Origin of the sequence: Odoribacter sp. Z80 (assembly GCF_009935865.1) — a bacterium.
Classification (GTDB): Bacteria; Bacteroidota; Bacteroidia; order Bacteroidales; family Marinifilaceae; genus Odoribacter.
This window is the reverse complement of sequence record NZ_QWEL01000001.1, coordinates 104,004-125,391: the sequence shown is the minus strand read 5'-3', so window position 1 is coordinate 125,391 and position 21,388 is coordinate 104,004. Positions and strand designations below refer to the sequence as shown.

General features: G+C 44.8%; 18 protein-coding genes. 8 read left to right on the top strand and 10 right to left on the bottom strand.

What is annotated here, in order from left to right; all coding sequences use genetic code 11:
* Positions 1-195 precede the first annotated feature (195 nt).
* Positions 196-1,815, top strand: a complete 1,620-nt coding sequence (locus D1136_RS00515; RefSeq protein WP_161875664.1) for an AMP-binding protein — start codon at positions 196-198, stop codon at positions 1,813-1,815.
* Between the two features lie 25 nt (positions 1,816-1,840).
* Here the strand turns inward: D1136_RS00515 and miaA are convergent, their stop codons facing one another.
* The 3 genes from miaA to D1136_RS00500 form a co-directional block, all read right to left on the bottom strand.
* Complete coding sequence (gene miaA / locus D1136_RS00510) at positions 1,841-2,740, bottom strand: tRNA (adenosine(37)-N6)-dimethylallyltransferase MiaA (protein WP_161875663.1); 900 nt, start codon at positions 2,738-2,740, stop codon at positions 1,841-1,843.
* Positions 2,741-2,797: 57 nt separating this feature from the next.
* Complete coding sequence (locus tag D1136_RS00505) at positions 2,798-3,454, bottom strand: hypothetical protein (RefSeq protein WP_161875662.1); 657 nt, start codon at positions 3,452-3,454, stop codon at positions 2,798-2,800.
* Positions 3,455-3,727: 273 nt separating this feature from the next.
* A complete protein-coding gene (locus D1136_RS00500) occupies positions 3,728-4,810 on the bottom strand; it encodes an alanine--glyoxylate aminotransferase family protein (RefSeq protein WP_161875661.1) in 1,083 nt (360 codons plus the stop codon).
* Between the two features lie 180 nt (positions 4,811-4,990).
* Here D1136_RS00500 and rsfS point away from each other — a divergent pair, with 180 nt between their 5' ends.
* The 7 genes from rsfS (at position 4,991) to D1136_RS00465 (ending at position 10,849) form a co-directional block, all read left to right on the top strand.
* Positions 4,991-5,374 (top strand): ribosome silencing factor, encoded by a 384-nt coding sequence (gene rsfS / locus D1136_RS00495; RefSeq protein WP_161875660.1) that lies wholly within the window; start codon positions 4,991-4,993, stop codon positions 5,372-5,374.
* 29 nt (positions 5,375-5,403) lie between these two features.
* On the top strand, positions 5,404-7,416 hold the full coding sequence (gene ftsH / locus D1136_RS00490; RefSeq protein ID WP_161875659.1) for an ATP-dependent zinc metalloprotease FtsH: 2,013 nt from the start codon (positions 5,404-5,406) through the stop codon (positions 7,414-7,416).
* Positions 7,417-7,435: 19 nt separating this feature from the next.
* Complete coding sequence (locus tag D1136_RS00485) at positions 7,436-7,642, top strand: DUF2007 domain-containing protein (protein ID WP_161875658.1); 207 nt, start codon at positions 7,436-7,438, stop codon at positions 7,640-7,642.
* Positions 7,635-8,444, top strand: a complete 810-nt coding sequence (locus tag D1136_RS00480; protein ID WP_161875657.1) for a phosphatidate cytidylyltransferase — start codon at positions 7,635-7,637, stop codon at positions 8,442-8,444. The genes D1136_RS00485 and D1136_RS00480 overlap by 8 nt, the downstream gene beginning before the upstream one ends.
* Before the next feature lie 126 nt (positions 8,445-8,570).
* Positions 8,571-9,227: a phosphatidylserine decarboxylase family protein gene (locus tag D1136_RS00475; RefSeq protein WP_161875656.1), complete on the top strand. Its 657-nt coding sequence runs from the start codon at positions 8,571-8,573 to the stop codon at positions 9,225-9,227.
* An 81-nt stretch (positions 9,228-9,308) separates the two neighbouring features.
* Positions 9,309-10,124 carry a 3-methyl-2-oxobutanoate hydroxymethyltransferase gene (panB, locus tag D1136_RS00470; RefSeq protein WP_161875655.1) on the top strand — a complete coding sequence of 272 codons (816 nt, stop codon included), beginning with the start codon at positions 9,309-9,311 and terminating at the stop codon, positions 10,122-10,124.
* Positions 10,125-10,159: 35 nt separating this feature from the next.
* Positions 10,160-10,849 carry an RluA family pseudouridine synthase gene (locus D1136_RS00465; protein WP_161875654.1) on the top strand — a complete coding sequence of 230 codons (690 nt, stop codon included), beginning with the start codon at positions 10,160-10,162 and terminating at the stop codon, positions 10,847-10,849.
* A 10-nt stretch (positions 10,850-10,859) separates the two neighbouring features.
* Here D1136_RS00465 and D1136_RS00460 read toward each other — a convergent pair whose 3' ends face one another.
* The 7 genes from D1136_RS00460 to nth form a co-directional block, all read right to left on the bottom strand.
* Entirely contained in the window at positions 10,860-11,597 is a 738-nt protein-coding gene (locus D1136_RS00460; RefSeq protein WP_161875653.1) for a LytTR family DNA-binding domain-containing protein, read from the bottom strand.
* Positions 11,598-11,641: 44 nt separating this feature from the next.
* A complete protein-coding gene (locus D1136_RS00455) occupies positions 11,642-12,997 on the bottom strand; it encodes a RagB/SusD family nutrient uptake outer membrane protein (RefSeq protein WP_161875652.1) in 1,356 nt (451 codons plus the stop codon).
* Positions 12,998-13,008: 11 nt separating this feature from the next.
* Complete coding sequence (locus D1136_RS00450; protein WP_161875651.1) at positions 13,009-16,332, bottom strand: SusC/RagA family TonB-linked outer membrane protein; 3,324 nt, start codon at positions 16,330-16,332, stop codon at positions 13,009-13,011.
* Between the two features lie 125 nt (positions 16,333-16,457).
* Positions 16,458-19,034 (bottom strand): zinc-dependent metalloprotease, encoded by a 2,577-nt coding sequence (locus D1136_RS00445; RefSeq protein ID WP_161875650.1) that lies wholly within the window; start codon positions 19,032-19,034, stop codon positions 16,458-16,460.
* A 152-nt stretch (positions 19,035-19,186) separates the two neighbouring features.
* Positions 19,187-19,858 carry a lipoyl(octanoyl) transferase LipB gene (gene lipB, locus D1136_RS00440; RefSeq protein WP_370461305.1) on the bottom strand — a complete coding sequence of 224 codons (672 nt, stop codon included), beginning with the start codon at positions 19,856-19,858 and terminating at the stop codon, positions 19,187-19,189.
* 5 nt (positions 19,859-19,863) lie between these two features.
* Positions 19,864-20,730 (bottom strand): lipoyl synthase, encoded by an 867-nt coding sequence (gene lipA, locus D1136_RS00435; protein WP_161875648.1) that lies wholly within the window; start codon positions 20,728-20,730, stop codon positions 19,864-19,866.
* On the bottom strand, positions 20,720-21,382 hold the full coding sequence (gene nth, locus D1136_RS00430; RefSeq protein ID WP_161875647.1) for an endonuclease III: 663 nt from the start codon (positions 21,380-21,382) through the stop codon (positions 20,720-20,722). The genes lipA and nth overlap by 11 nt, the downstream gene beginning before the upstream one ends.
* Positions 21,383-21,388 lie beyond the last annotated feature (6 nt).

Genomic DNA, 21,388 nt, shown 5'->3' with positions numbered 1-21,388 from the left:
GTAAATAAAAGGTAAAAAACCGCAACGGTTTTTACCTTTTTCTTTCACATCCATTCTATCCCTGTGCAAAATCTCACCTTTTTTTGCACATCTTTCCCACAATTGTGTAATTATCTCATTTATTGGCAAATAACTATTGTTATTTCATTTTTATATCTTTTCTTTGCAGGACACACACTACAATAATAAAATATTATGTCAATAAATTTATCTTATGCCCACGGAACTTCGGATGTTCCGTTAAAAGGAGAAACCATCGGTCAGCATTTACGAGGAATGGCCTCTGTTTTTCCGCAAAGGGAGGTCTTGGTCTCTCCGTATCAAAATTACAGAGCCACATACAGTGAATTTCTCAACCAATGCGAACAAGCGGCCAAAGCCTTGATGGCACAGGGAATAAAAAGAGGCGACCGGGTAGGAATATGGTCGCCGAACCGATATGAATGGGTCATAGTGCAATACGCGACGGCTTTGATGGGTGCCATCATGGTAAACATCAATCCCGGATACAAGTTGCCGGGACTGCGCTACGCCCTGGAACAAAGCCGTATCGACCTTCTGATAGCCTCCTCCCACTTCCGGAAAACGGACTACGTAAGCATGCTGGAACAACTCAAAGCCGACTGTGCTTATCCGAAACAAACCGTCATTATCGAACAGGACTGGGAAGCTTTTCTGCAATCCGGTCACAATATCAGCGACCAACAACTCGCTGAAAGGGAAGCCTCCCTGCAATTTGACGACCCGGTGAATATCCAATATACTTCGGGTACCACCGGGCATCCCAAAGGAGCTACACTGTCCCACCACAACATCCTCAACAACGGCTTTTTCATCGGGGAACGACTGAAATACACCGAACAAGACCGGGTATGCCTTCCCGTACCTTTTTACCATTGTTTCGGGATGGTTTTAGGCAACATGGCCATCGTCACCCACGGCGCCTGCATCGTCATCTCCGGCGAAGCTTTCGACCCGCACAAAGTCCTTGAAACAGTCGAACAGGAAAAATGCACCTCCCTGTATGGAGTCCCCACCATGTTCATTGCAGAACTGGACCTGCCGGACTTTGACCGCTTTGACCTGAGTTCTCTGCGGACAGGCATCATGGCAGGTGCCCCCTGTCCCATTGACACCATGCGGAAAGTGCAGTCACGGATGAACATGACAGAAATCTGCGTGTGCTACGGCATGACGGAAACCTCTCCCGTTTCGACAGAAAGCTGCACAGACGATCCCCTCGAACTCCGGGTAACAACCGTCGGCACCGTACATCCCCACGTGGAGATAAAAATCATCGACCCGGAAACGGGAGCCATTGTCCCCCGCGGAACTGCCGGAGAATTTTGCACCCGGGGATACTCTGTCATGTTAGGCTATTGGGACAACCCGGAAGAAACCCAGGCTATCATTGACGATAAACGCTGGTTACATACCGGCGACATCGCCATCATGGATGAATGCGGATATGTCAGCATCGTGGGCCGCCTGAAAGACCTCATCATCCGGGGCGGAGAAAACATCTCCCCCAAGGAAATCGAAGATTTTCTGATCACCCACGAATGCGTGTCCGATGTACAGGTTATCGGCGTATACAGCGAACGCTACGGCGAAGAAGTCATGGCATGGGTTAAACCGCGCCAGGGACACCACATCTCAGCAGAAATACTCGATGCCTATTGCCGGGGACAGATTGCCACCTTTAAGATACCGAAATACTGGAAATTCGTCGACTCTTTCCCCATGACCGTTACAGGAAAAATAAGAAAAGGAGAAATGCGGGAAATAGCGGAAAAAGAACTACAACTCAGATAAAACAAAAGCCGGAGAATAACCGGCTTCATTCCATACACGAGCGGAGATAAGACAGAATCTGTTCTTTTTCGCCGGGGTGAAACCAGCAAATCTCACCGTCCCGTCTGAACCAGGAAAGTTGTTTTCTGGCATATCGACGGGAATTGCGCTTTATCAGACGAATAGCCTCCGCTTCATCAATTTTTCCGTCAAAAAAATCAAACCACTCTTTATATCCCACGGTATTCAAAGCATTGCAATCCCGGTAAGGATATAAACCACGGGCCTCCTCCATCAATCCATCTTGCAGCATCTGGTCTACCCGGCAGTTAATACGGTCATACAACTCTTCCTTCTCCCGGTTCAATCCAATCCGGATAATCCGGAAACCACGTTCTTTCGGCGTATTGGTACGTAACGAAGAATAGGGAACACCTGCCATTTTACACACTTCGACAGCATGAAGCACCCGTTTGGCATTATTCAGGTCTACTTGTTCATAAAACAGGGGGTCTAATTCTTTCAACATATTCCGAATCACGTCCAGACCTCCCCGTTCGTAAATCCCCGTCAACTCATCACGAAGTTCCGGAGCAATGGTCGGAATATCGTCAATCCCTTTACAAACAGCATCAATATACAACATAGAGCCCCCACTCATCAAAACCACTTCCCGATGCTCAAACAACTCCCGGATTTTTGCCAAAGCCTCTACCTCAAATTGCCAGGAATTATAATAATCCTGCACAGAAATGGTCTGAATAAAAAAATGAGGAACCGTCGCTAACTGCCGGGCAGTAGGAACAGCAGTCCCGATTCGCATTTCTTTATAAATCTGACGCGAATCGCAAGAAATAACAGAAGTCCGGAAATGTTGGGCCAGCTCAATACTCAAGTCCGTTTTTCCTACCCCCGTGGGACCTAATAATACAATTAATGTTTTCATCAGAAAAGCTACGGCACCATCCACACGTCACCTTAGGCTCTGTTGCTTCGTTTTTCTTTACAATTTATCAATATAATCATCCAAACTTTCATACCGCTCATCATACCCTCCCCCAAAATCATCCTCATATCCATCTCCATAATCGTCCCTGTATCCATCCTCTTCATCCGCACCAAATCCAAAATCATCCTCATCCCCTCCCCGTCTACCGCTTCGTCTGCCGGTTCCTCCGAATTCTTCCATAAAACTGTCATCATAATCCTCATCTTTATCCAGACTCCACTCATCATTTGCATCGTACTCGGTTTGACGAGGCAATTCCCCCCCACAGTAAACACATAAAGGCAAAACATCAGCAGAATCACCTATATATTCACCGGCATATTCCACTTTCAGATAATTATTGGCAAAAAAATCATAAACATATTCCAGCTCTATACAACTGGCATTGACAATCTCCCGAATAGTTGTCACATCCATGACCAGTGTATTATTATCTTCTTCATCCTCTATCGACATCTCCATCAGAGCTATCTCCTTTCCCCGGTTTCCCATTTTATCCAAAGTAAAAAAAGAAGCCATTTGTGAACCGTCAAAATTCAGCGTCTCCACAATTTTATCATGCAACTGCTGGAAGGTCTGTTCCCCGTTAATAGCGATTTCACAACGAAAATCCGTACTATCCGGTTTACTGATTTCAAATCTGTAGTCCATATTGTTCAAATTTTATCTTATATGTCCATTCACGCAACTCAAAAAAACATTTCCATAGATCAATACCTCCCTGGATATTGATAAATAAGTTGAACAAATATGAAATTAATATTATTATCATACAAACAAATCCCATATTTTTTAAAAGTTTGCGCGCGATTTTCCTATCCCCGGAAAACGTCTTCCGATGAATCAGAAACAATAGGCCCGCCGCATTCGGGCATACGATACGAGAACGAAATAACAAGGTTACACAAAAATCGGGATACAAGCCTACAAAACTTCTCCGATAATATCCAACGCTTCTTCCACTAAATCCTGCCGAGCCTGGGTTCCCATATGTCCGATCCGGAATACCTCCCCGGCCAGACAACCATAATTCCCTCCTACAACCAATCCTTTTTCCCGCAAAGCAGCATCAAACTTCTTCCAGGACAAATGCCGCGGAACATACAGAGCCGTTACTGTCGGCGAAGGTACGGCATCAGCAGCCGGATACAATTTTAAACCCAGTTCAGAAGCCCTTTCCCGGCAATATCCGGCCACTTTCTGGTGCCGGGCAATCACTTTACCCAATCCTTCCTCCAGAATCATCTCACAAGCCTTGCACAACTGAGCAGTTCCCTGCCAATAAGGAGTGTAAGGGAAATAAGCGTTCCTCACCGCATAACGAAAAGGAAGCAAGGCATCATAACCAACATATCCGGTTTCCTCTATGATATCCCAGGCTTTTTCGCTAACTGACAAAAACGACATAGAAGCCGGTGCAGATAAACATTTCTGGGAAGCTCCCAAACAAAGGTCGATATGCCACTCGTCAGTTTTCACCACACTACCGCCAATCCCGGACACAGCGTCAACATACAACAAAGGAACCTGGTATTTTTCCTTCAATTCTCCGATCTCTTTCACCGGATTCATAGTACCGCTCGGCGTCTCATTCTGCACCATGGTAATCATCTTGGGACGAAATTCCTGAATCGCTTTTTCTATCAACGCAAAATCCGTGAAAGTCTCATCAAAACCGAAACCGACAGTCTTTACCTCACACCCGATAGCCTCAGCCATCCCCCCCATGCCGTAACCAAACAATCCGGTAGACAAAACCAGAACCTTATCACCCGGTAAAAGACAACTCTTCAAAGCACTCCAAAGCGCCAGCATACCTTCTCCCGTCTGAATCACAATACGATTACGGGTCTGCATGATACGACACAACGCTTTTTCCGTTTTTTTATACAATTCCAGATAATCTCTCTCCAAATCTGCAGATCCGAAATCAACCATCCCGGCTTCCAATACTTCCCTGGATACAGAAACCGGACCCGGCACCATAGGTAAACGATAAGTTTTCATAGGATAACAATTTATTTTATATGTCGTGCGCAAAGCACTGCCGGCACAAAACTATAAAAGAATCATGGAAAAAACGACATGCAAACGGTTTAAATCTTTCGGGAAGACTTTTTAGCAAAGAGAATTAAAGTTTAGTTGATAAATAATGTATATTTGTAGCTTGAAAAGGTATGAACAAAAATGTTAAAAACAGTACAGATTGTAGAGAAAGTAGTAGAAGCACTGGAAGATACCAAAGCGCATCGAATTGTAAAAATAGATTTAAGGAAAATAGAAAACTGTTTTTGTAGTTTTTTCGTAATATGCCACGGAACTTCAAGTACCCATATTGCCGGCCTGACAGATGCAGTAGAAGAAAAAGTCAGGGAGGATTTGAATGAGCGTCCCTTTCATATAGAAGGATTAAACGGTTCACAATGGGTAGTACTGGATTACGGCGATGTCGTTGTGCATATCTTTGATAAAGAATTGAGAGATTACTACCAACTGGAAGAGTTCTGGGGAGATGCACAAATCATACCGGTAGAATCTGTCCCGAATGAAGGACAAAATAAAACGAAATAAAAAACACTTGACTACAGGTTAACAATTATATGGCAGAGAATAACGAAAACAAGAAAGACGGAGGATTCAACTTTCCCCCGATAGGAGGCGGAAAACCAATCAGAACCCAAAAATTCAACGGATATTGGTTATATATCATATTGGCACTTTGCATTATAGGATTCCAATTCTTCAACATGCAAACCGATCCGGTGCGGACAACCTGGCAGGAAATAAAAAGCAAGATGCTGGAAAAAGGAGATGTGGAAGAAATAAAAGTCATCACCAACAAAGGACAGGCATATGTCTATATCAAACCCGAAAAAATTGAAAATTACTCGCAATTGAAATCTCAGGGGTTTGAAAATTCCTCTTCCGGACCACATTTTTATTTCAATACGGGACCGCAGGAAACCTTCTCCAAGGAATTTGCTGAAATTCAGGAAAAAACGCCCGATGCAGCAAACACAAAAATAGATTATGAACAGGAATACGATGGTTGGGGCAATATCATCTCTTTCTTGCTCCCCATTGCTTTTTTCGTGTTCATCTGGTATTTTCTGTTCCGTCGTTTAGGTAAAAACGGAGGCGGCCCCGGAGGAGTATTCAATGTCGGAAAATCCCAGGCCAGGCTTTTCGATAAAGACACAAGCACTAAAGTCACATTTAAGGATGTGGCCGGTTTGGCAGAAGCAAAACAGGAAGTGGAGGAAATCGTATCTTTTCTGAAATCTCCGGACAAATACACCAAATTAGGAGGGAAAATCCCGAAAGGAGCACTATTGGTCGGACCTCCGGGAACAGGAAAAACCTTAATGGCCAAGGCAATGGCCGGGGAAGCTAACGTTCCTTTCTTTTCCATGTCGGGATCGGATTTTGTAGAAATGTTTGTAGGTGTCGGAGCTTCGCGGGTAAGGGATTTGTTCAAACAAGCAAAAGAAAAAGCTCCCTGTATCATTTTCATTGATGAAATTGACGCCATCGGTCGGGCCCGGGGCAAAAATCCCAATATGGGTTCCAATGATGAGCGGGAAAATACCCTCAATCAATTACTGACAGAGATGGACGGGTTCGAAACCAATTCGGGAGTAATCATTCTGGCTGCCACCAACCGGGCTGATATACTGGATAGTGCCCTGCTCCGAGCAGGACGTTTCGACCGGCAGATTTATGTAGATCTCCCCGAATTAAAAGACCGCGAAGAAATCTTCAAGGTACATCTGAAATCGTTAAAACTGGCCGGAGACGTGGATATTCCTTTTCTGGCAAAACAAACTCCGGGTTTTTCAGGTGCGGACATAGCTAACGTAGCCAATGAAGCTGCCCTGATTGCAGCCCGTAAAGACAAAAATGAAGTGGAGAAACAAGATTTCCTGGATGCTATTGACCGAATTGTCGGTGGGCTGGAAAATCGCAGCAAGGTAATCAAAGTCAATGAAAAAAAGGCCATTGCCTACCATGAGGCCGGGCATGCTTCTGTATCCTGGCTGCTCCAACACGCCCACCCCTTGTTGAAAGTAACCATTGTTCCCAGGGGGAAAGCACTGGGTGCAGCGTGGTATTTGCCCCAGGAACGCCAGATTACCACCAAAGAACAATTACTCGACCAAATGTGCTCTATTCTGGGAGGACGTGCTGCGGAAGAAATCACTTTCGGTCAAATCTCTACCGGAGCCCAAAACGACCTCGAAAGAGCCACCAAACAAGCTTATGCTATGGTAACCATATTCGGGATGAGTGAAAAAATCGGTAACCTGAGTTACTACGATTCCACTGGTCAAAACGATTTCAGTTTCACCAGACCCTATTCCGAAAAAACAGCAGAACTGATTGATGCAGAAGTCAAAGAATTGGTCGAAAACGCTTACAACCGGGCTAAAGAACTACTGAAAGCACATCAGGAGCAACACAAACAGGTTGCAGAACTCCTGTTGGAACGGGAAGTCATTTTCAGTGATGACCTGGAACATATCCTGGGAAAACGCCCCTGGAATGACGAGGAAGAAGAAACTGAAACCCGGGAAGAAAAACAGACAACCGAAACTTCCGGCGAAAACGTATAAATCGAGAAGCTAAATCAAAATGGACGACTGGACCACCATTTATGAAACGGCACAACTGTACCAGGCAGAAATAGTGAAGGGTCTCCTCACTTCCAACGGTATAGAAGCCATTGTCATGAACCAGCAGGATTCTTCCTATGTCATGGTCGGAACGATAAAGGTGATGATTAGAAAAACTGATCAGGATAAAGCAACAAAAATCATAAAATCCTTGAATTGTGAATAATCTTGGTAAACGATTCCTCAGCGGATTCCTATTTGTAGCAATATTAACAACTTGTATTTTTATACATCCCATTTGCTTTGGGATTCTGTTTCTTGTGCTGAATCTTATCGGCATTCTGGAATTTGCCAACATGACTAAAATCGCCAATATCAAGTTAAACCGTCTGGTGTGCGTGCTATGTAGCTGGTCTTTATTTACTGCCGGTTTCCTTCACAATTACACCGGATGGTGGAAAGGTTACCTGATTTTTCTCATGTTAACTTTTGTCCTGAGCGTCTCAGAACTCTACCGCAAACAAACACACACTTTTCAAAACCTGGCATTCGGTATTTATGCCCTGTTCTATATCGCCCTGCCGTTCACCCTGCTCATCTATTTCCCTTACTTATGTACAGGGAAATGGCAACCCGGCATTATCTTCCTGCCCTTTTTGTTGGTTTGGGTGAATGATACGTCTGCCTACCTTTTCGGTTCAAAATTCGGAAAACATAAATTTTTCCCCCGGATTTCTCCGAAAAAATCATGGGAAGGAGCTATCGGAGGCGGTATTATCACAATCCTGGTTGGTTTTTTATTAGCCGACTACATAGAAGGACTAAGACCGGCAGACACTATGATCATCTCTGTTTTAGTGGTTGTTTTCGGTAGTTTCGGCGACCTGATAGAATCCATGTTTAAAAGATGCATTGAAATCAAGGATTCCGGCCACATCATGCCGGGACATGGCGGAGTGCTGGACCGAATGGATTCTATCCTTTTTACCCTGCCGGCAATCTTTGTATACTTGGTTTTCATCAGCTAATCCCTTACTCTGCCAATCCTCCTCTGTTTGCGAAGGATAAAAATCTTTATCTGTAAAACTCGGATTTCCCGTGAAAATTGATACCTTTGCAGGCTGAACAAGTATGAAACAAAAAAAAGAAATATCATGACCATACATAAAGCCGGCTATCTCCTGTTATTAAAAGTCCTGCTCATACTGGTAGCACTGAATGTACTTTCTTACTACTTCATCAATAATACGACCGTCTTTAACACCCTTCTTATTGTTAGCAGCATCTTTTATTTATTGATTGTAAATTTCTTCCGCTTCCCCAACCGGGTGATCATCCGGGACGACAACACAATTTTAGCTCCGGCAGACGGAAAAATCGTAGTCATCGAAGAAACAGAAGAAACAGAATATTTCAAAGACCGCAGACTCCAGGTCTCTATTTTTATGAACATTTTCAATGTACATATCAACTGGTTTCCGGTGAACGGAATCATTCGCTATTTCAAATACCACAAAGGAAATTTTGCAGCGGCTTATCTCCCGAAATCTTCCTCCGAGAACGAAAGAACAACCATTGTTATTGAATGTAACAACGGACAAACCATATTAATGCGTCAAATAGCAGGCGCCATGGCCAAAAGAATTGTTTCTTATACCCCTGTGGGAGGGAAAGCCCGCCAGGACCAACACGCAGGCTTCATAAAATTCGGTTCGCGGGTAGACTTGTTTCTTCCTTTGAACACCAACATAGAGGTCGAATTAGGTCAAAAAACAACCGGTTCCCAAACCATCATCGGGACATTCCAATAAATTTCAGAGATACCGTTTATTCTTTCCGGTTTGGGAAAACCGAAAAAAATGACGTATCACAAATTACAAATCCAGTTTATCATGTCAACACAATCAGCAATAAAAGTGGTAACTACCCATGTTTTATCAGAAATGAAACTAAAGGGTGAAAAAATCAGTATGCTTACCTCATATGACTATTCTATGGCCCGGATCGTGGATCAGGCCGGAATAGACGTCATACTGGTCGGGGATTCGGCTTCGAATGTCATGGCAGGTTATGAAACCACCCTCCCGATTACCCTCGACCAAATGATTTACCATGCCGCTTCCGTAGTGAGAGGTGTAAAAAGAGCCTTAGTAGTCGTGGATATGCCGTTCGGTAGTTATCAGGGAAACAGTAAGGAAGCTTTGAGTTCAGCCATCCGCATCATGAAAGAGACTTCGGCTGATGCTATTAAAATGGAAGGAGGAGAAGAAATTCTGGAATCCGTCAACCGCATCCTTTCTGCCGGTATTCCGGTAATGGGCCATTTGGGACTGACTCCCCAGAGCATTCACAAATTCGGGACTTATGCCATTCGGGCTAAAGAAAAGAATGAAGCCGAAAAATTAGTGAAAGACGCTCATCTGTTGGAAGAAGCTGGTTGTTTCGGACTGGTACTGGAAAAAATCCCGTCCACTTTAGCTGTGCGCGTAGCACAGGAACTGACCATTCCCGTTATCGGAATCGGTGCAGGAAGTGGCGTGGACGGTCAGGTATTGGTAGTACATGACATGCTCGGAATCAATCAGGAATTTTCTCCCCGTTTTCTCAGACGTTACCATAACCTTTTCGCTGAAATAAGCGGAGCCGTAAGCAACTACATCTCGGATGTGAAAAGCGGCGATTTCCCCAATGAAAGAGAACAGTATTAATCGGCCAAAAGCATTTTTACATCCCCCATTTCACCATGTTAGAAGTTTTATACGAAGACAATCACATCATTGCTGTCAATAAAAAAATTTCAGATATTGTACAAGCTGATAAAACCGGAGATATACCTTTAGCAGAGGAAGTCAAAGCTTATATCAAAAAGAAATACAACAAACCGGGAGAAGTATTCCTGGGAGTTCCCCACCGTGTAGACCGTCCGGTCAGCGGGGTGGTCATTTTTACCCGTACCAGCAAAGCATTGACCCGCCTGAATAAAATGTTTCAGGAACACGAAAAAGAAATTACTAAAATCTACTGGGCCATCGTAGGTAATCTCCCCTCGGAGGACCATGCGCTACTCACCCACTACCTGGTGCGGGACCAGGAAAAAAACAAGTCCTACGCTTACAACCAACCCAAATCCGGGGCTAAGGAAGCAAAACTGGAATACAAACTGCTGGGAAGTTCCCAGCGGTACTACTTGCTGGAGGTAAAACTTTACACCGGAAGACACCATCAAATCCGTTGTCAGTTAGCTAAAATCGGATGTCCTATCAAAGGAGACCTGAAATATGGTTTTTCCCGTTCGAATGAGGGAGGAGGCATAAGCCTGCACGCACGCTCAATTAGTTTCAAACACCCGGTCACTCAGGAAATGCTAACCATAACGGCCAATCCACCTATAAAAGACCCGCTTTGGAAAGTTTTTTATGAAGGAATGCACTAACTCTGCCTTGTCAGCGATTTAACCATTCCTTAAACTCCCGGACCCGCTCATTACTGACAATAGCTTCAATACTCTCCGGAGGAGCAGGTTGTAATACCACCTTTACCCGGCTATTGGAATAACGGACCATATCTTTAATGGCAGTAAAACCAATCATGAACTTCCGATTGATTCGAAAAAAACGCCGGGGGTCTAACCGCCCCTCTATTTCTCCCATCGTACGGTCAACAATATAAACTGCCCCATCCAGAGTATATAACATCAGATACTTGCCATCGGCCATAAAATAGGCAATATCCTTCACCGGCACCGATTTGATACGGGTACCCATTTGTACCAAAAAACGCTCTTGATAAGAACCCCTGCTGTCCGCTACGACCTCCCTCTCTCTGTTTCCCAGCCAATCGCGGAGCTTTTCCACAACCGCCTTAATCTCCTCCCTATCCAGGGGTTTCAGAATATAATCCAATCCACGGCTCTTAAAAGCCTGCAAAGCATATTCATCATAAGCCGTCACAAAAACAACCGGAATCTTATTTTCCACCTGTTTAAATATCTCAAAAGCATTTCCGTCTCCCAGGTGAATATCGCTAAAAATCACATCCGGACTATTTTCCCGAATCCAGACAATACTTTCCCGGACTGTCTCAAGACGGGCAACCACCTTGAGTTCAGGAGCCAGTTCTTTCAACATCTTCTCCAACTCAAGAGCAGCCAAAGCTTCATCTTCTATGATAACTGCTGTCATAAATCAACGGTTCATCCGGATATATCTTACGTGACGGAGAGCAGTTAGTTTTGCAGTTCCGGATTATTTTCCACCGCTTCTCTTGGAAAAGGAATGATATACTTAGGATCATCTTTTTGTAAAGATACTGATTGAAATTCAAAAAGATTATCCATATAATTCTTGACAATCTCGGGGCGGCTGGTCCGGCGCAAATCAAACCAACGGTGCCCTTCGAAACACAACTCCCGGGCCCGTTCCTTCTGAATTTCTGCCAACAGTTCATCTCGCCCCATACCCTCAATTGCCGCTTTTCTCTCCTTATAATAATTCTCTGTCAAACGATTTTGCAGCAACTCCAGTAAATAACTTTTTGCCGCATTCAGTTGACCTTCCCGCCAGGCTGCAGCTTCCGCAGCGATAAGGTAAATTTCAGCACTGCGGAAAGTCACTTTCTCTTCCTTATTCCCTCCTTTATTGCAGTACCAGTTGGAATAACCGGCCACCAGATAATTTCCCACACGGGCATCTTTATAGCCCTCTTCTGTTTTCTCCAGATTAAACATCCCTAACAAATTCTCCAATACATACATATCCTCTTTCATGACTGTACTGGATATTTGCTCCATGGAAAGGATGGCTTCCCTCGAATCGTAGGTCCAGGGCTTTACCGGATGAGCAAGCAGATTCTCCAGCATACATTGTGGTAAAATGGCCTCGGCAGCTTCCTGTGCAAGCTGCCAGTCCCGGTGATAAAGGTAAACACGGGCACGCAAGGCTTGCAACGATTTTTTCGAAAAACGGTAAAGTTTCGTGCCGGACTGCTCTTCTACCTGCATATACTTTCCGGCTTCCTGCAAATCGCTGAAAATCTGAGCATAGACCTGCTCCACACTCACCGGTTTAAAATCTTGCCCCACATCTACTTTCAGAGCCAACGGAATGCCTCTGTCGGTAGACGCCGTGACCGGATCGTACCATTTAGCATACAGATTCACCAAATCAAAATGAACAAAAGCCCTCAATGCATAAGCCTCTGCCAACAATTGCTCCCGCGTATCCGTATGCACATCAAGCCCGGCATGCATCACCCCGTCAATGACTACGTTGGTATAAAAAGCAATCTTATAAATTTCTGTCCAGGGATAGGACACGGACAAAGGGTCAGGATTCTCATCATTCCAGGTTGCCGGAGCTATATAACTGTCATAAGACAATCCCAAAGCATCCGGAAACACTTCATCCGAACGTACCATCAAAGTACGCCGATAAGCAGGATAAGTGCTGTAAGCAGTGGTGAGCAAAGCCCGATACTCCGAAATTTCATCGGGAATCACTTTCCCCACCGGCTCCACATCAATGTAACTGCATGAAGTCAGAAACAACAGGACAATAAAAATATATTTGAAATTCCTTACCATACTCCTATCAATTAAAAGGTTAAATCAATACCACAAGAAAAAGTCCTTGCCAAAGGCTGCGAATAGATATTTCCATAGGTCTCCGGATCAAAATACCCCTTATAAGCAGTACCCAAAACAAAAGGATTGCGGGCTTCCAGACTCACACGTGCCGAAGAAAATCCTATTTTCTTCAGAGTTTCTGCCGGCAAAGCATACCCCAGACGAATACTGTTTATCCGCATATAGCTCCTTTGTTTAAACCATATATCGTATTTCCGGAAAGAAAGTCCCGGGTCCATTCCCGTTGCTCCCAACCATTGGTAAGCCCAGTTGTCTGCCCCCTCTGTCGTCCGCCCCAATAAACGGGGATACCTGCCACCCGGATTCTCCGGGGACCATACCTCAGCCATCCTCTTTGAATAATTCTGACCCGGAGAAGTCATTACCGGATCATAAAAAGGAGTCTCCTGCACCGTTTGGTCCAGTACAAAAGAGGCCGACACTGTCAGGTCAAAATTTTTATAATAAAAGCGATTAATCCAACCTCCGGTAAACTTCGGTTCCGAAGTACCTTCGTAAGTAAATAAATTCCGGTACTCCGCAGCACTCAAGCGGGATTTTAAAAAAGGAATAAGTCCTCCCATCATATAACCGTATTCCAAACCGTAAAAATCATAAAAAGAAACCTTTTCTCCCTGTTTATTATAAAACATCTGCAAACCATTCTCATCCAATCCCGCAGTTTTTAAAGAAAACAAAGCACCTACGGAATATCCCTCTTTGGAAGGCTCGTATGAATTATCAGAAACCTGAACCCGGTTTACCTTACTCTGATTATGAGCAATATTAAAATTCATGGTCCACTTAAAATCGGACGTTTTCACATTCACTGCCGATAAAGACAATTCATATCCCTGATTCGTCAGTTTTGCCCAATTCATATTGGAAAAACCAAAACCATGTTCACCCGGCAGATTTCTCATACCAATCAAATTATCACTTACACGGTAATAGACATCTGCCGTCAAACTAATCCGGTTATCCCATATCCCGAAATCCAGTCCCCCGTTCCAATTGGTGGTATTCTCCCACCGAAGGTATTTATTGGGCGGCGAACTCACGTCAATCACCGGTTCATTATCCCCCGGAAGAATTTCCGTATCTCCCCAGGTTCCGACCACTTCCGGCGAAGTATTTTTATCCACATTTCCTTGTACACCATAAGAAGCACGCAATTTCAGTTCAGACAACCAGTCCGTTTCCCGTAAAAAAGCTTCCCGATTGATATTCCACGCTCCGGAGACCGACCATAAAGGCAGGTACTTATATTTTTGATCCACCCCAAACATATTGGACCCGTCATAACGCAAGCTTCCGAAAAAAGTATACCGGCTATCAAAGGTATAGGAACCCGTCATATACAACGAAAGAAAACGGTCCTCCACAAACCCCTTGCTGTACTGACGAAAATCAGAAACATTGGTCAGCGTACTCCCCTCAGGAAAGACAAGAGGTTTAGTCGTCAAAGAGTTAGGATCGTACCCGAAGCCCCGGGTCATCAGATCCGTTATTTTACTTTGCCGCAGCTCCACACCTCCCATCACGTTCACTGCATGTCTGCCCCCGTACAATTTATTAAATTCACCTTGCAATTTCCACTGATACTGATTAATATCCTTCGTCATATTTTGAATAATTCCCCCCGGCGGCAAAAAATAATTTCCGTCATTTCCCCGGGTCTTCTCGCGGTACTTACGCACATAATACGTATTGGCATCCGCCACCTTTTCTGTTGCAATATGCTCCAATTGCATGGAAAACTGGGTAGACAACTTTAACCAAGAAGCAACATTGTAATCCAAAGAAATCAATGGCTTCACCGAACGGTTTTTCAATGTATGGCCGGTATTGTTCATTTCCTCCAGATAATTGAAATCCAGATGGCGTCCACTATATCCCTCAATATCCGGATCGTACACATAATCGCCTTTTTCATCCCTGACTAACAAATACGGATTGGCATTCCGGGAATAATTGGAAGGATTAATAAAAGCATCCGCATCGGTTAAATAATTCTCCTTTTTCGAATCCGTAAAAAACAAGGAAACCCCGGCTTTTAAATTCTTGAACAAATCAAAATCCGTTTTCATGGTCAGATTATAACGCTCAAAACCGGTCTTGCGTGTCGTGCCCTGCTCATTGTAATATCCGCCGGAAAAATAGTAGGTAGCCAAATCGGAACCACCGGAAACACTCAGGTTGTATTGCTGATTGACAGCATTCCGATAAATGACATCTCCCCAATCCGTGTTTCCGTTCCGTAGCACATTGATTTCCTGCTGCGCTTCAGGCGAAATGCCGGCAAAACCATCGGTACGCAAAGCGTCCCATTGCCCGTAGCGGGACAAAATCCGGGAAACGCCGCCGTACTCACTCCGGTAATCCAGATCGCTCCGGGAAGCTAAACCTAATTCAAAATCCACTTTTTCCGGGGCATTCATCAAATTTAACCTCCTCAAATCCGGTTTTAAAGTATAAAACACCCCTCCGGACAGATTGACCCGAGGTTTGCCTTTTCTTCCCTTTTTTGTGGTAATGACAATGACTCCGTTAGCAGCCTTAGCGCCATATATAGAAGTTGCAGCAGCATCCTTTAATATTGTAATATCCTCAATATCAGATGGATTTACTCCTCCGATAGACGTATTGTACAACTCGTCCGCCACATCCTTATCCCCTAAGTTCAAAGGAAGGTCATTCCCTTCCAGAATCATACCGTCCAAAACCCATAGCGGATCGGTACTTCCGGACAATGATACCGTACTCCGTACACGCATCTTTGCTGCAGCACCCGGAGCACCGTTCGTAGGGGTAGCCATCAAACCTGCCACTTGCCCGTCCAGCATCTGGTCAATGGTAGAAACCCCAGCCTGCCTGATTTCATCCGCTTTTACGGTAGTAATGGCCGCCGTAGATTTTCGTTTGTCAATCTTTTGGTAACCGGTACTCACCACCATCACTTCTTCCAATTGTTTCACTTCTTCCTTCAACCGGAAAATATATTCCGTTTTTCCGGAAATATCCGCTTTCAAAGCTTCAAATCCAATAAAACTGACAATCACATATTGAACGGAAGCCGGTAAAACCAATTCAAAGCGTCCTTGTCCGTCAGTTACCGTTCCAGCCGGGGTATAATCCTTAGCCACGGAAGCATCCGGGTCAATAAATACCGTAGCCCCCGGCAGAACTTCGCCCGAAGCGGCCTCCACGACCTGCCCGGTAATCTTTCTCATCTCCTGGGCCTTTACCCATAAAGGCAAACTCAAAACAAACAGGAAAAACAATTTTCTCATTCAATATATAGGATTAAATAGGATTAAGTAAAAAAGTACAGGTGTGTCGTGCCATCAAAAAACAGCAAACCACCGGAAACTCAGACAGAATGAGTCTCGAAAAACAGCAAGAAAAAGGAAAAGAATTAAAATATCCTCAACGCTTCCTTTATCCGTAGAATCAAATCTTCATAATGCTGGCGGGTAGCTTCATCTCCCCGGTTGCGGCTTTTCTCCGCCAGTCTCAATACTTTTAACATAGCCCCTCTTTTCACCGACACAGCTTCCGACACCCGGGTCATGGAAGAAAATTGCATGTGATTCAATTGCATTTGCGGAAGTCCGTTTTCCTCTACAACCGGCTGACGGGCAGCAAAACTGCAGCAATTACCGGAGCTCAAAGCCCTTTTGGTTGTTTTCTCCACAGCCTTATTGGAACTCACGATAAGGGCATCTATGTAATTTTTTTGAGTCATCCGCTCATACAAAGATAAATTCCGCTCTTGAAGAGTTCCCTTAAAAACCACCTGATGCAACTCGGCAAACATCTCCTCCGGAGTATACGCACATGACTTCCCCGCCAATACTTCTGCCTCATACATCCGCAGCAATCGGTCATCCTTCATCAAATCATAAAAACAGGCATATTGCAACTCCCGGGCCGTATTATAAGGCGAATATTCCACCAAAGCCGGTGAAACCCTGACCGGAAAAGTTTTATGCCAGATATCAGCACCAAACAGCCACTCCGGTACAGTAAACACTTCCTCCGACAAATACTTCACCGCTTCCATCTGTTTTTCTCTCTCTACAGGTGTATAACGGTTTTTCTGGTCCCCTGTCACAGGATGCTCAATATAGAAACCACCCACATGTGCCGTTACATGCCCGGCATACATTTTCCACTGATTGAGGACAGCCATGAATAACTTTCCGGCTTCCAGATAATCTTTCCCTTCTTCATTTGTCCATTCGAGGATATGAGGAACGATTCTTTTCAAATTAAGTAATCCGTACCGGTTTGCCTTTATCACATCATCCCCCAGGTCCTCATCCAAAGCCCGGGGATCAACGGGATCACGCGGATCCTGCTGCTCTCCGTACCAATACATCTTATCACCTGCATGAACAGCAATCCATTCATTCAATTGAGATAACTCCTCATGAGAATCTTCTACATCCAGCCAGCGATAAGCCCACGAAACAGCATATTTGTCGTAAGCTCCGATCACCGGTGTAATCCTCTCCACGCCGTCTTCCGGCTGAGCCACGTAATTAAAACGGGCGTAATCCATAATGGAACTGGCCGTTCCTCCCATCTGGGACGTAAAAGTCCGGGACCTCAGTGAATCTACCGGAAAAGCAGCAGAAGCTCCCATATTATGCTTCAGACCAAAAGTGTGACCTACCTCATGGGAAGATACAAACCGGATGGCACTGGCCATATGCTCATCACTAAACCGGTTTGCTCGCGCCCGGGCATCTACCGGAGCAGTCTGCACCCTCATCCAGGTATGCAATAAAGTCATGACATTATGCCACCACACGACATCCGCTTCTATAATTTCTCCGGAACGGGGGTCCACAACAGAAGGTCCCATGGCATTAGCCTGCTGAGAAGCAGCATAAGTAATTACCGAATACCGAACATCATCAATATCAAAATCCGGATCATCCAAAGGAACGTCTTTCACCAGCACGGCATTCTTAAAACCGGCAGCCTCAAAAGCCTCCTGCCAATCCAATATACCGGACCTGATTGCTTCCCTCCATTGAACCGGTGTCGCCGGGTCGATATAAAACACAATAGGATTCACCGGTTCGACCAGGCCCCCCTGCTTATATTTCTCTACATCTTCCGGCTTAGGCTCCAAACGCCAGCGATGTACAAACTCCCTCTTTTCCACCGCTTGCTGACGGTCGTTAAAATAATAATGGGGAGTAGAAAAAAAGCCGACCCTGTTATCAGCAAAACGAGGTCTCATCGGTTCCTTCGGCAACAACACAATATTAGTGGTTGTCTCCACCGTAACAGGCAAACTCTCACGGCCCTCCGTCACCTGAGTTGTCAGAAAGGCTTTCACGACAATATTCTGCGGAAAAGCCTTCATGACAGAAATCCGGGACAAATCCTTCTTCACGGAAGTGCCCAAAGAAATACTATTGTACAAATCATTAAAGCTCTTCTCGCTACCATCAAATACTTTGTTTACTTTAATCAAAAGAGCTGTAGAATCATTATTCCAGGATTCTATCGGAAACTGTTCTATCACAGCTTCCCGATAGTTATCCTTCACAGAAAGGGCTATTGCATCCCTTTCAGGCACACTCACACGGGGATTCCATGTCGTCACCCACACCTTCTTTTGCACTGTATCTTTATAAAAGCGTATCAATTTATCCTCATAGGCCATGCCTTTGTTCAACCCGGCATCATTCAGTTCATAAGGAACTCCAGATACTTTATTGACAATCAATAAATCCCGTCCCATCAGGCTATCGGCAATCTCAAAATACCAATCCTTTTCCACACAATGCAGCCGGAACATGCCTTCCTGCGTCTTTGCTTTCCCGGTTAATTCTTCATAATGATTCTTCCGGTTCACAACAGCATCAGCCCCACCCTCTTTCTTCTTACGCTTCCCCCAAGCGAAAGCATCGTTCATACCGGTAACAAAAACAGCTAAAGTGAATACAGCAATTAAAATTATTCTGACTTTCATTTTTTACTCAATAGTTATTCTGTTCGCATCTATATTTATGCTATACACAAGTTTAACGGAAATCCGTCTATATCAAAAGAAAGAGTGAATGAATACCCGAAAATGAGGAGTGAATCCTTAAATTAAAGGAATAAAATCAATCTCCGGGAAAATTAAATGAATTCCAAACCAAACACCTTCTCAAAATAGCAGCAAACCTCTTTTTTTACTTCCTGCATCTCTGCCTTCTTCCCCTTCTCCCGGCAAATGGAAGTAACTCCCTTGTCTACAAAACCGCAAGGATGGATATAATTAAAATAGTTCAAATCGGTATTCACATTCAAAGCAAAACCATGCATAGTAACAAAGCGGGAACATTTTACTCCGATAGCACAGATTTTCCGGGCCCTCGAAGTCTCCGGTTCAAGCCACACCCCGGTAGCTCCCGCCAGTCGTTTCCCTTCTATTCCGTAAACCGCAATGGTCCGGATAACAATTTCTTCCAGCCTGTCCACATATTCTTTCACTCCGATTTCCAGACTCTCCAGGTCTATAATGGGATAAACCACCAACTGGCCCGGTCCATGAAAAGTAATATCCCCTCCGCGGTCCACTTTTATAAATTCAGCCTGCTGAGCCCTTAACTGAAGAGAACCAAGCAGCATATTCGCTTCATTGCCGCTTTTTCCCAAAGTATATACCGGTCCATGCTCTACCAAAAGCAAATAGTTTGTAAAACATTCCCCCCGGAATTTTTTCTCCTTTACTTCCTCCAACAACTGTTCCTGCAATTCCCAGACTTCACGGTACCCTTTCCGGCCTAAATCCAGTAACTTGGTTTTTATTGATTTCATCTTTCAGTTCCGGTAGGCCGGCAATGCCTCTCAGCATGATAACTGGAACGCACCAGGGGACCGCTTTCTACAAAACGAAAACCTTTCGCCAGGCCTGTTTTTTTATACTCTTCAAATACCTCCGGACGGATGTATTCCTTTACTTCTATATTTTTTTCCGTCGGTTGCAGATACTGGCCAATGGTCATCACCTGGCAACCGACAGAGCGAAGGTCATCCATCACTTCCAATACCTCCTCCTTCGTTTCTCCTAACCCCAGCATAATTCCCGATTTAGCCACAATACCACAAGCAGCCACCTGTTGGAGGACTTTCAGAGACACCTCGTAAGTGGCCCGGCTCCGGACACTTCCCGACAAACGGCGCACCATCTCCAGATTGTGGGAAATAACATCCGGCCGCGCTTCTATCACCTGTTGCACCAATTCCGGCCGCCCCTGAAAATCCGGAATCAGCACTTCCATAGTGGTACCGGGATTAACCTCCCGTATCGCACGAATAACTTTTACCCAATGGGCTGCTCCCAAATCATCCAGATCATCCCGGTCAACAGAAGTCAGCACCACATGCTTCAGCTTCAGCAATCTTACCGATTCGGCCACATGACCAGGCTCCCCCGGATCCAGAGGCAAAGGTTTTCCTGTGGTCACATTACAAAACTTGCAAGCCCTCGTACAGATGTTTCCGGCTATCATAAAAGTGGCTGTACCACACCCCCAACACTCTCCCTGATTGGGACACCGGCCACTTGTACAAATGGTATTCAACTGATGTCCCCGGATAGTATTCAATACCTCCACCGACAACTTTCCCATCGGCAGTTTAATCTTCAACCATTCCGGCTTTCTTCTGCTATTCTCCATATTCTTTTCCTTGCAATAAAATATTTTTCCTAAAATATTTACACCATTCCCGGACACCACACTCCTCACATTTCGGCTTACGGGCCAGACACACATAACGGCCATGCAGGATAAACCAATGATGAGCAGTAGAAAGAACCGAAGCCGGAATATTTTTCACCAAAATCTTTTCTGTTTCAAGGGGAGTCTTGGTGCACACCAGGCCCATCCGGTTCGTCACCCGGAAAACATGCGTATCGACCGGCATGGCAGGCTGGTCGAAAGCAACAGCCATAACGACATTCGCCGTCTTCCGTCCCACACCCGGTAAAGTCTGCAATAAATCCATATCGCCAGGCACTACCCCATCAAAATCCGCCATTAACTTCTTAGCCATTTCCGACAAATGCCTGGCCTTATTATTGGGGTAAGAAATGGATTTTATCAATTGATAAATCTCCTCAACACTTCCTTCTGCCATAGCGGCAGCATCCGGGAAACGCCCGAATAAAGCAGGAGTAGTCATATTCACCCGTTTGTCTGTACACTGAGCAGACAAAATAACAGCCACAATAAGTTCGAAAGGATTCTGGTATTGCAATTCAGTTTCCGCCACCGGCATATGCTCAGCAAACCAGTTTAAAATACCCTGATATCTTTCCTTGATAGTCATTATTCC

Bases quoted from the DNA above. Each gene is read 5' to 3' on its own strand.
- D1136_RS00515 (WP_161875664.1), top strand. From the start codon at position 196: ATGTCAATAAATTTATCTTATGCCCACGGAACTTCGGATGTTCCGTTA.
- miaA (WP_161875663.1), bottom strand. From the start codon at position 2,740: ATGAAAACATTAATTGTATTATTAGGTCCCACGGGGGTAGGAAAAACG.
- D1136_RS00505 (WP_161875662.1), bottom strand. From the start codon at position 3,454: ATGGACTACAGATTTGAAATCAGTAAACCGGATAGTACGGATTTTCGT.
- D1136_RS00500 (WP_161875661.1), bottom strand. From the start codon at position 4,810: ATGAAAACTTATCGTTTACCTATGGTGCCGGGTCCGGTTTCTGTATCC.
- rsfS (WP_161875660.1), top strand. From the start codon at position 4,991: ATGTTAAAAACAGTACAGATTGTAGAGAAAGTAGTAGAAGCACTGGAA.
- ftsH (WP_161875659.1), top strand. From the start codon at position 5,404: ATGGCAGAGAATAACGAAAACAAGAAAGACGGAGGATTCAACTTTCCC.
- D1136_RS00485 (WP_161875658.1), top strand. From the start codon at position 7,436: ATGGACGACTGGACCACCATTTATGAAACGGCACAACTGTACCAGGCA.
- D1136_RS00475 (WP_161875656.1), top strand. From the start codon at position 8,571: ATGACCATACATAAAGCCGGCTATCTCCTGTTATTAAAAGTCCTGCTC.
- panB (WP_161875655.1), top strand. From the start codon at position 9,309: ATGTCAACACAATCAGCAATAAAAGTGGTAACTACCCATGTTTTATCA.
- D1136_RS00465 (WP_161875654.1), top strand. From the start codon at position 10,160: ATGTTAGAAGTTTTATACGAAGACAATCACATCATTGCTGTCAATAAA.
- D1136_RS00460 (WP_161875653.1), bottom strand. From the start codon at position 11,597: ATGACAGCAGTTATCATAGAAGATGAAGCTTTGGCTGCTCTTGAGTTG.
- D1136_RS00455 (WP_161875652.1), bottom strand. From the start codon at position 12,997: ATGGTAAGGAATTTCAAATATATTTTTATTGTCCTGTTGTTTCTGACT.
- D1136_RS00450 (WP_161875651.1), bottom strand. From the start codon at position 16,332: ATGAGAAAATTGTTTTTCCTGTTTGTTTTGAGTTTGCCTTTATGGGTA.
- D1136_RS00445 (WP_161875650.1), bottom strand. From the start codon at position 19,034: ATGAAAGTCAGAATAATTTTAATTGCTGTATTCACTTTAGCTGTTTTT.
- lipA (WP_161875648.1), bottom strand. From the start codon at position 20,730: ATGGAGAATAGCAGAAGAAAGCCGGAATGGTTGAAGATTAAACTGCCG.
- nth (WP_161875647.1), bottom strand. From the start codon at position 21,382: ATGACTATCAAGGAAAGATATCAGGGTATTTTAAACTGGTTTGCTGAG.